The sequence below is a fragment of the Enterococcus sp. AZ084 genome (assembly GCF_051714905.1).
Classification (GTDB): Bacteria; Bacillota; Bacilli; order Lactobacillales; family Enterococcaceae; genus Enterococcus_B; species Enterococcus_B pernyi.
This window is the reverse complement of sequence record NZ_JBIOSS010000001.1, coordinates 2,404,921-2,416,644: the sequence shown is the minus strand read 5'-3', so window position 1 is coordinate 2,416,644 and position 11,724 is coordinate 2,404,921. Positions and strand designations below refer to the sequence as shown.

Annotated in this window: 3 protein-coding genes; all 3 read left to right on the top strand. The window is 41.3% G+C overall.

Annotation, left to right across the window (positions count from 1 at the left end; all coding sequences use genetic code 11):
• Positions 1-2: 2 nt before the first annotated feature.
• The 3 genes from IGI79_RS10950 (at position 3) to IGI79_RS10940 (ending at position 11,704) form a co-directional block, all read left to right on the top strand.
• Complete coding sequence (locus IGI79_RS10950; protein ID WP_410300474.1) at positions 3-1,070, top strand: BtaManbiosPhlase; 1,068 nt, start codon at positions 3-5, stop codon at positions 1,068-1,070.
• Entirely contained in the window at positions 1,067-2,785 is a 1,719-nt protein-coding gene (locus IGI79_RS10945) for a phospho-sugar mutase (protein ID WP_438845960.1), read from the top strand. The genes IGI79_RS10950 and IGI79_RS10945 overlap by 4 nt, the downstream gene beginning before the upstream one ends.
• 876 nt (positions 2,786-3,661) lie before the next feature.
• Positions 3,662-11,704, top strand: coding sequence for an isopeptide-forming domain-containing fimbrial protein (locus tag IGI79_RS10940; RefSeq protein ID WP_438845959.1), 8,043 nt, complete (start codon positions 3,662-3,664; stop codon positions 11,702-11,704).
• The last annotated feature ends 20 nt before the right edge of the window (positions 11,705-11,724 follow it).

Genomic DNA, 11,724 nt, shown 5'->3' with positions numbered 1-11,724 from the left:
AGATGAAAATAGACCGTTTTAATGAAAATCCATTGATTACACCGGAAGATATCAAACCGTTACACGACGGATATGAAGTGATTGGTGCATTCAATGGGGGTGTTGCGTACTATCAAGGAGAAGTCTTACTATTATTGAGAATCGCAGAGCGACCGATCTCGGAAGATCCAAAGGTGATCAAAGCGCCAGTTTATGATCCAGCCACGCAAACGATGGAAATCTTATCTTTTGATCGTGAGGATGAAAGTTATGATTTTGAAGATCCACGAATGATCCGTAAAAAAGATCAGTTAGATCGTTTTGAATATTTAACTTCTTTGTCTTATATTCGGATTGCCCGGAGTAAAGATGGACATCATTTTACGATCGACGAAGATGCGTTCTTGTACCCGTTTAATGAATACCAAACGTACGGCATAGAAGATGCGCGTTGTACGCAAATTGGCGATACCTACTACGTCAATTTTAGTTCTGTCTCACCGATGGGGGTCTGTGATTCTTTAGTTTCAACGAAAGACTTCAAGTCTTATCAAGATCTTGGCAACATATTTGCGCCAGAAAATAAAGATGTGTTGATTTTTCCAGAACAAATCAATGGGAAGTACTACGCGTTGCATCGACCATCGCTAAAAAGTATCGGAAATTATGATATTTGGCTTGCTTCTTCGCCAGATTTAGTGAGTTGGGGAAATCACCATCATTTGTTAGGTGTTCGAGAAAATACATGGGATAGCGGTCGGATTGGTGGCGGGCTAGTGCCTATCAAAACGGATCAAGGTTGGTTGATCATCTATCATGGCGCGACCGCAGAACATCGCTATTGTATGGGTGCCGCACTTTTAGATTTAGAAGATCCAACCAAAGTGATCGCGCGCAGTCATCAGCCAATCATGGAGCCAGAAGCGGATTATGAAAAGAATGGTTTCTTTGGGGATGTTGTCTTTGGCTGTGGGGGATTACTTGATGGGGATCAGTTGACGATGTATTACGGTGTAGCGGATACATCAATGGCTGGCTGTACCCTTTCGATCAATGAAATTTTAGATCAAATGAAAGAAGAACGCCCATGAGCTGGCAACAAAAATATCAAGAATGGCTAAATGAAGGATCTTTAGAAGAAGCGATGAAAGAGCAATTAACAGCTCTTTCTGACTCGCAAGAAATCGAAGATCGCTTTTATCAGTATTTGTCCTTTGGCACAGGTGGGATGCGCGGGGAACTCGGAGTCGGTACGAATCGGTTGAACAGTTATACGATCAAACGAGTTGCTTTTGGTTTAGCTACTTATATTCGTGAAGAAAATGCAAGCCAACAAGGCGTAGTGATCGCATTTGATAACCGTCATGGCTCAAAGGAATTCGCTGAATGGACGGCGCGAGTATTAGCCAGTCAAGGGGTCAAGGTTTATTTATCTGATTGTTTACGTCCAACACCGCAATTATCGTTTCTTGTTCGCCATTATCAAGCGTATGCCGGAGTGATGATCACGGCTAGTCACAATCCAAAAGAATACAACGGATTTAAAGTTTATGGACCAGACGGTGGGCAGATTACTTTAGAAACAGCAGAGAGACTGACAGAACTTTTAGCGGATGGACCTAATGAGTTGGCGATTGAAGCAGACGCGTTGGCTATTTATAGAGAGGCTCAGCTGATTCATCTTTTTGGTGAAGAAGTCGACACTCTTTATTTAGAACAGTTGACGGCAGTCATTCAAAATAAAGAAAACATCCGACGATTTGGCTCGCAGCTTAACATGATCTACACGCCATTACATGGAGCTGGAAATATTCTTATGCAAAAAGCATTTGAGCAACTAGGATTTGCTAATTTCCACGTCATAAAAGAGCAAGCGTTGCCTGATCCAGATTTTTCAACAGTAGTTTCACCTAATCCAGAAGATAAAGAGGCGTTTGCGTTGGCACTCACTGAAGCAAAAAAACAGGATGCACAGTTGATATTAGCAACGGACCCAGATGCAGATCGTTTAGGTGTCGTGGTTTTGAAAAACGGAGAACCAGTATTTCTTACAGGGAATCAAATCGGCGCCCTATTGCTGGACTACTTGATTCGAAGCAAACAACAAACCCAACAAGCGCTGACAAATTACTTTATAGCGAAAACAATCGTCACATCGGAACTAGGTGCAAGAATTGCTCAAGCACATGGGATCGAAACAAGAAATACGTTGACTGGGTTCAAATTTATCGGGGAACAAATCCAACAAGCAGAAGAACAAAAAGGGAAAGAATTTTTGTTTGGGTACGAAGAAAGTTATGGCTATCTGATTGCCCCTTTTGTTAGAGATAAAGATGCGATCCAAGCGGCGGTATTATTAGCAGAAGCTACGTTAGATCGCCATTTATCAGGGCAGGATTTGATTGATCGCTTACATGAACTTTATGAAGAATACGGCTACTATGAAGAACATTTGGAAACGCAGATTTTTTCTGGGAAAGATGGAATCATCCAAATGAACCAACGACTGGATCGTCTGAGAGAACAATCATTTTCGCATTTAGGAGAGTTTGTCCTTTCCTGTACAGAAGATTACGCTACTTCACTAAGAACGACGCCAAATCAACAATCATCTACGATTGACCTACCCACTTCCAATGTCTTGAAGTATATATTCACAGATGGTTCATGGTTCTGTCTACGACCATCAGGTACAGAACCGAAGTTTAAGATTTATTATTCAGTGAAGGATAAATCTCAACCTTCTGCACAAGCGAAATTGCTTCGCTTGCAGAAGGGATTTCAGGAACTATTGGATCATTTATAAACAATACGAAAAGCCAAGCTAGACTTCTGAACGGAAGAGTTGCTTGGTTTTTTTGTAGAAAGAATTAAGTGACTTAAAATATTCAAACATAACGTTGTTAGTATAGAAACCTAACATATATAAAATTAATGGATAATTAGAGAAGGGAAAAGTTTTCTTATTGATTATAAAATGTTATCTAATGACTAGACATTTATTGCCTTTTCTTTTTTTGGTTTGTTATTATAAATCCGAAATGAATATGTATATATTTGTTTTTTTATCTTTTGTATTCAATGATATAAACAATTTTTTGAATAGTAATACAGATGGGTGCGGTTTGTGGATAATTATATTATTAATAACGTATATAATAACTTCAGCTAGACAGATGATTCGATTTGTCTAAAAGCAACGCGCATCTAATTCTTAGTTTTGATTGACATAACAATCTATCGTTTTATTCATAACGTTATGAGGTAGATGAATTGCAGATTCGGGTGGTTAAATAGGAAGGATTACAACATTCTACCTTTAAAATAGGCGTTTTTAATCATTTTATATTTTGAAATTTCTGACTTTTTCTTTCCTGACGTAAATCATTGCACACTTTCTTTTACTAAAAAAAATTGGTATCAACGGGAAATGATTCGCTTAATAGGCAGTTTGATTTGTAGTTTTTTTATACACATATATAGGAAGAAATTTCCTTTTTTAGACAATAAAATAGCATCTTAGTTATTGATTTTTTTCTTTTTTTCACTAAAATACTCGTATTATAGGCGTATATATAAGTCGTGTAATTTTATATATGAGAAAAAACTCATCTACCAACCCGTTTTCTTTGTGTTATTGAAACATCGATTATATAGTGGGGTGAAGGAGGTTATTTTAAAAATGAAAAAAGTGTATAGAGTTCCATTCAATTATTTAGCTGTTGTTATGTTGTTGGTAGCGAATCTGTTGCCTGTTACAAGTGTGTTTGCTGAAGGGGTGGCACCACCGAATGAGAATGTATTCGACTCTCAAAGTTTATCGATCAAAGCAGATGCTGAAGCGAATACGGAGAACCAACAATTTGTGGATGTGACGTATGAAGTGACGAACAAAAGTGAGGCACCCATCCATCAGTTGATCATCCATCAAAAAAATGAAAACGATACACCTGTTAAATTTGATGAGCAAACACTAAAAAATAATCAGAAGTTAGTCGAATCAACCGATCCAATCGTTTCGTTTGAAAAGATGGAAAAAGCAGAGGGAACCCAATTACGGATTGCTAGCCTTCAACCAAAAGAAACAAGAAAACTTTCCATCACCGGGGAACAAACGAATCGATCCGTGGATCAATTAGCAGTTGAAATCAAACAGTCAGAAAAACAATTAGGGGAGCTCAAGCTCAACTTTCCCAAAAAAGAACTTGCACCAACTAGCACTACCTCATCACCTGTACAAGAATCTACCGCACAACAAGAACCATCGATACCCAGTCAACCAATCAAAGAGCCAACCAAAGAAACAACGGCAGAAAGAGAATCGACTGTGCAAACAGAAGAAACACAAACAGAAGAATCACAGTCAACAAGTGAAGAAGCAGAGGACCTCAATCCTGGATTACCTCAGGCAGCTATGCCTCAAGGCCCTAGAATTGCGCCAACACCAGGACGAGGCTTCGATAAACCAATCTATAATAGCGTGCACAAAGGCGAGCTTTTTTCTACAGGAAATACTAATCTAAAAATACTTGATGAAAAAGAGTATCGGGCTAATATTTTTTTGAATACTAAAGCGCCTAGCAGTGGCTATGCGATCAATAACTTTGTTTTAGAATTTGCTGATGTAGATGGCGACCCGACAACTTATAATTCTAGTCGCGCATATATCGATCTAGATGGTGCGAAAGAGATTGCTTGGGCGGGGTTATTTTGGAGTTCTTCTCGTTATAAAGGCCCTGCATTTGGCACCAATCTTTCGGATGAAGAAATCAGTGCCCCAGTCAAATTTACTACGCCAAATGGCACATCACAAAGAGTTGCCCCCCAGTATTATCATCGAATTGACCAAGATAAAACTGATCCTGGACAATACTTTGGCTATAACAATACAGGCTTTTCGAATTATGCAGATGTCACATCGATTATTCAAGGCGATGGCAGTGGAACTGGTGGCTATACCTTAGCTGATATCCCTATGACAAAAGCCCTAAACCAGAAATCTCAATACTACAATTTCAGTGGTTGGAGTCTATTCGTCGTAACAAAAGATCAAGCAAAACATTCTCGAGCATTCAATGTATACTACGGTGCTAGAGGAAATAAAGCGAATACCAATAATGAGTTTGTCATGAAAGACTTTATTACAGCCAAACAAGGAAAACTAGACCCTATTGTCACCTGGTTCACTGTACAAGGGGATAAATTTTTTACTGGTGACAATGCGCAAATCAAAAACAGCGCAGGTGACTATATCAATATCATCAACACAATCAATCCAGTAGGAAATGTCATGAATGCCACAGTGTCGGATAATGATAAGCATATGGTTGACAAGTATCCCGGTCAATTCAATCCAGGACATCCGAACTTTTTAGATATCGATATCGATCGGCTTTCTCTACCCGAAGGACTGATCAAAAATGGCCAAAATCAAATCAGTTTCCGAACGACTAGTGTGGGGGATGACTTCTCCACGAATGCTGTCGGTTTCTCTGTGAATGCTGAGATTCCTGAGCTAGAGATCAATAAAGAAATCGTGAATCCTAAAGAGACGTACAAGATCGGAGAGACAGTCACCTATCGGGTGCATGTGAAAAATACAAAAGAAAATTCAGAAGCCGTGAATACGTTGTCTAAGGATGTTTTAGATAGCCGTTTGGATTATGTTCCTGGCTCTTTATCAGTCGTGAGTGGTCCCAATGCTGGGAAAAAAACTGATGCTTCTGGCGATGATCAAGCAGAATACACAGCAGCTAACCGGACGATGACGGTTCGTGTCGGTGAAGGTGCAAATGCTACAACAGGAGGCAGTTATAAAGGAACGACGGCTGAAACAGTGTATGAATTCCAAGCGAAAATCAATGGTACAGCCATAGCCGAGCAATTGATCCCCAATCGTGCAACTGTTCAAGGGACAGATGTAGCAACTAACACAGCACTTGAAAATCAATCGAATGTGGTTGAAGTAAAAGTAGAAAAAGAAGAGTTAGCAGGAAAGATTGAAAGCACGAAAACGGTCAATAACCAATCGCCTAAAATCGGTGAGGAAATCGACTATACGATCAACTTTAACAATACGGTAGAAAATGGTGTACTGAATCAAGTGACGATCACGGATAGCTTGCCTAAAGGCTTGACGTATGTCGAAAATAGTATCGCAAGTAGTGGCAATGATCCTAAACCAACGTCAATGACTGTAGTGAATGGAAAAGTAACTGCTGTATATCCAAAAATCACTGATACAGCCACACGATCCATTACTTTTAAAGTCCGTATCAATGAGGAAGCGATCCCAGGACAAGCAATCATCAATCAAGCAATCGTCGACGATGGTGTGAACCCACCCATTGAGCCCGAAGTTCCTGTGACGCCTGTTGAAACACCTGGAGAATTAGAAAGTACAAAAACAGTGAATCACCAATCACCAAAAATTGGTGAGGAAATTGAATATCGTATCACTTTCCGTAATAAAGTCACTAATGGTGTTTTAAGTAAAGTGACAGTAACAGATACCTTACCAAAAGGCTTGACCTATGTGGAAGGCAGTTTGAGTAGCGAAGGGGACGATCCACAACCGACAACTCTGACTGCTCAAGATGGCACGATCACGGCCGAATATGGCAAAATCAGTGATACGAAAACTCGTACGATCGTGTTTAAAGTGAAAGTCAATGAAGAAGCGAAGGTCGGCGAAACGATCATCAATAAAGCAACCATCGATGATGGGACGAATCCGCCAGATGAACCGGAAACGCCAGTGACACCGGAAGAAACACCAGGAGTATTGGAAAGCAATAAATCGGTGAATGATCAATCACCGAAACTAGGAGACGAGATCGAATATCGCATTACGTTTCGCAATAAGATCACAAATGGTGTCTTGAAACAAGTAACGATCAAAGATACCTTGCCAAAAGGTTTGACCTATGTGGAAGGTAGTTTGAGCAGCGAAGGGGATGATCCCCAACCGACCAATCTAAGTTACAAAGACGATACGATCACCGCTGAATATGGCAAGATCAGTGATACGAAAACTCGCACGATCGTGTTTAAAGTGAAAGTCAATGAAGAAGCGAAGGTCGGCGAAACGATTGTCAATAAAGCGACCATCGATGATGGGACGAATCCGCCAGATGAACCGGAAACACCAGTGACACCAGAAGAAACACCAGGAGTATTAGAAAGTACAAAAACAGTGAATCATCAATCACCAAGAATCGGTGATGAAATCGAATACCGGATCACGTTCCGTAACAAGATCCAAAATGGTGTCTTGAAAAAAGTAACGGTCACCGACAACTTGCCTAAGGGCTTGACGTATGTAGAAGATAGTTTAACTAGTGAAGGCGACGATCCCAAACCGACGAAGTTAGTGATGGAAAATGGGAAATTGACTGCCGAGTATGGGACGATTTCTGATACGAAATCCCGTACGATCATGTTCAAAGTAAAAGTGAATGAAGAAGCAAAAGTTGGTGAACAAATCATCAATAAAGCAACGATCGATGATGGCACGAACCCACCAGATGAACCGGAAATACCTGTCACACCTGAAGAGACACCAGGAGAGTTAGAAAGTACGAAAATGGTCAACAATCAATCACCAAAAATCGGGGATGAGATCGAGTACCGCATCATGTTCCGCAATAAGATCCAAAATGGTGTCTTGAAGCAAGTAACGGTGACCGACAACTTGCCTAAAGGGTTGACATATGTCGAAGGTAGCTTGAAAAGTGAAGGAAACGAGCCACAACCGACCAAATTAATAATGGAAAATGGAAAGTTGACTGCCGAGTATGGCGCAATCACTGATACCAGTACTCGTTCGATTGTCTTTAAAGTAACCGTCAACCAAGAAGCAAAAGCGGGTGAAACAATCGTCAATAAAGCAACAATCGACGATGGCACGAACCCACCTGACGAACCAGAAACGCCAGTCACACCAGTAGTGACACCTGGGCAATTAGAAGTAACGAAAACAGTTAACCATCAATCACCAAAAATCGGTGACGAAATCGAATACCGTATCAGCTTCCGTAATAAAGTCACTAATGGAATCATCGACAAAGTAACGATTACTGATACGTTGCCTAAAGGCTTGACGTATGTAGAAGGCAGTTTGACGAATGAAGGCGCTGATCCGCAACCAACTAGCTTAGGCATAGAAAATGGAAAAATAACTGCTGAATATAGTAAGATCACCGATACGTCTGTGCGTTCGCTTGTCTTTAGAGTCAAAGTCAATGAAGAAGCGAAAGTGGGCGAGCCAATCGTCAATAAAGCAACCATCGATGACCATATCAATCCGCCAGACGAACCAGAAACACCAGTGACACCAGTGGAGACACCGGGAGAGCTAGAAAGTACGAAATCGGTCAATCATCAATCACCAAAAATCGGTGAGGAAATCGAGTATCGTATCAACTTCCGCAATAAAGTCACTAATGGCGTATTAAATCAAGTGACAGTAACTGACAAGTTGCCTAAAGGTTTAACTTATGTGGATGGTAGTTTGACAAGCGAAGGGGACGATCCACAGCCAATAAATCTGACAGCAAAAGATGGAACGATCCTCGCAGAATATGGCAAGATCAATGATACAAAAGTCCGCTCGATCGTCTTTAAAGTGAAAGTCAATGAAGAAGCAAAAACAGGTGAAACGATCGTCAATAAAGCAACCATTGATGATGGCACGAATCCGCCAGATGAACCAGAAACACCAGTGACCCCAGTGGAAACTCCAGGTGTATTAGAAAGTACAAAAGTAGTGAATGATCAATCGCCGAAGCTGGGCGAAGAAATCGAATACCGTATCAGTTTCCGCAACAAAGTGACGAATGGTGTCTTGAACCAAGTGACAGTAACGGATAATTTGCCTAGAGGCTTGACCTATGTCGAAGGTAGCTTGATGAGTGAAGGGGATGACCCACAACCGACAAGCTTGACTATGGAAAATGGCAAAATGGTTGCTGAATACACAGGAATTGCCGATACGAAAGTCCGCTCGATTGTCTTTAAAGTCAAAGTCAACGAAGAAGCAAAAACAGGTGAAACGATCGTCAATAAAGCAACCATTGATGATGGCACGAATCCGCCAGATGAACCAGAAACACCAGTGACCCCAGTGGAAACTCCAGGTGTATTAGAAAGTACAAAAGTAGTGAATGATCAATCGCCGAAGCTGGGCGAAGAAATCGAATACCGTATCAGTTTCCGCAACAAAGTGACGAATGGTGTCTTGAACCAAGTGACAGTAACGGATAATTTGCCTAGAGGCTTGACCTATGTCGAAGGTAGCTTGATGAGTGAAGGGGATGACCCACAACCGACAAGCTTGACTATGGAAAATGGCAAAATGGTTGCTGAATACACAGGAATTGCCGATACGAAAGTCCGCTCGATTGTCTTTAAAGTCAAAGTCAACGAAGAAGCGAAAGTCGGCGAAACGATCGTCAATAAAGCAACCATCGATGATGGTACAAATCCGCCAGACGAACCAGAGATTCCAGTAACTCCAGAAGAAACACCGGGCGAACTGGAAACAACGAAAACAGTGAATAACCAATCACCGAAACTTGGGGAAGAAATCGAATACCGCATTACGTTCCGTAATAAAGTGACGAATGGTGTCTTGAACCAAGTGACAGTCACGGATAACTTGCCTAAGGGCTTGACCTATGTCGAAGGTAGTTTGACGAGTGAAGGGGATGACCCACAACCGACAAGTTTAGATTACAAAGACGGTACGATCACTGCCGAATATGGCAAGATCAGCGATACAAAAGTCCGTTCGATTGTCTTTAAAGTCAAAGTCAACGAAGAAGCAAAAGTTGGTGGAACGATCGTCAATAAAGCAATCATCGATGATGGCACGAATCCGCCAGACGAACCAGAGATTCCAGTAACTCCAGAAGAAACACGGGGCGAACTGGAAACAACGAAAACAGTGAATAACCAATCACCGAAACTTGGGGAAGAAATCGAATACCGCATTACGTTCCGTAATAAAGTGACGAATGGTGTCTTGAACCAAGTGACAGTAACGGATAACTTGCCTAAAGGCTTGACGTTCGTCGAAGGTAGTTTGACAAGTGAGGGTGAGCAGCCGGAACCAACAAGTCTAACTTACAAAGATGGTACGATCACCGCCGAATATGGCAAAATTAATGATACAAAAGTTCGTTCAATTATCTTTAAAGTCAAAGTCAACGAAGAAGCAACAGTCGGCGAACAAATCATCAACAAAGCGAACATCGATGACCATATCAATCCGCCAGACGAACCAGAAGTACCCGTGATTCCAGAAGAAAAACCAGGGAAATTAGAAAGTACCAAAACGGTCAATAAGCAAAAAACAAAAGTCGGTGAGGAACTCGAATACCGAATTACTTTCCGCAATCAAGTGACGAATGGTGTGTTGAACCAAGTGACAGTAACGGATAACTTGCCTAGAGGCTTAACCTATGTCGAAGGTAGTCTGACAAGCGAGGGAGACCAACCGGAACCAACAAGTCTAACCTACAAAGACGGTACGATCACTGCCGAATATGGCAAGATCAGCGATACAAAATTACGCTCGATTGTCTTTAAAGTCAAAGTCAACGAAGAAGTAAAAGTCGGCGAAACGATCGTCAATAAAGCGAACATTGATGACCATATCAATCCGCCAGACGAACCAGAAGTACCCGTGATCCCAGAAGAAACACCGGGAAAATTAGAAAGTACAAAAACGGTCAATAAGCAAAAAACAAAAGTCGGTGAGGAACTCGAATACCGAATTACTTTCCGCAATAAAGTGACGAATGGTGTCTTGAACCAAGTGACAGTGACGGATAACTTGCCTAAAGGCTTAACCTATGTCGAAGGTAGTCTGACAAGCGAGGGAGACCAACCGGAACCAACAAGTCTAACCTACAAAGACGGTACGATCACTGCCGAATATGGCAAGATCAGCGATACAAAAGCTCGCTCAATCATCTTTAAAGTGAAAGTGAACAAAGACGCCGTATCAGGAAAAGAAATCTTGAACATTGCTACAGTGGATGACCATGTGACACCGCCAGATGAACCAGAAGTACCAGTGGTTCCTGAAGACCCAGATCAACCCAAAGTTTCGGATGGTAAATTAGTAAGTGAGAAAACAGTCAATCAGAAAACTGTAAAAATTGGTGAAGAAATCGAATATCGTATCAGTTTCCACAATACGGTAGAAAACGGTGTGTTAAATCAAGTGACTGTCACCGACAAGTTACCGAAAGGTCTGACATATATTGAAGGTAGCTTGACAAGTGAAGGCGACGAACCACAGCCGACAAATTTAACTTACAAAGATGGTACGATCACTGCCGAATATGGCAAAATCAATGATACAAAAGTCCGCTCGATCATTTTTAAAGTGAAAGTGAATGAAGAAGCTGTATCAGGAAAAGAAATCTTGAATATTGCTACAGTGGATGACCATGTGACACCACCCGATAAACCGGAAGTACCAGTGGTTCCTGAAGACCCAGATCAACCGAATAAGCCAGACGTACCAGTTGTACCAGGAAAAGAAGTGCCTAACCGACCAGAGCCTAGAAAACCTGCTCCAAAGGAAAAGGAAAAGGAAGCAAGAAAGTCATTTCTTCCTAAAACAGGCGAAGAAATCTCTTATACGCTGATTGCTCTAGGTGGTATCCTCGTAGTAATCGTAATGGTCGTGGCAGTCAAGAAAAGAAAACAATGATTCGTCAGAACGTAAAAAAC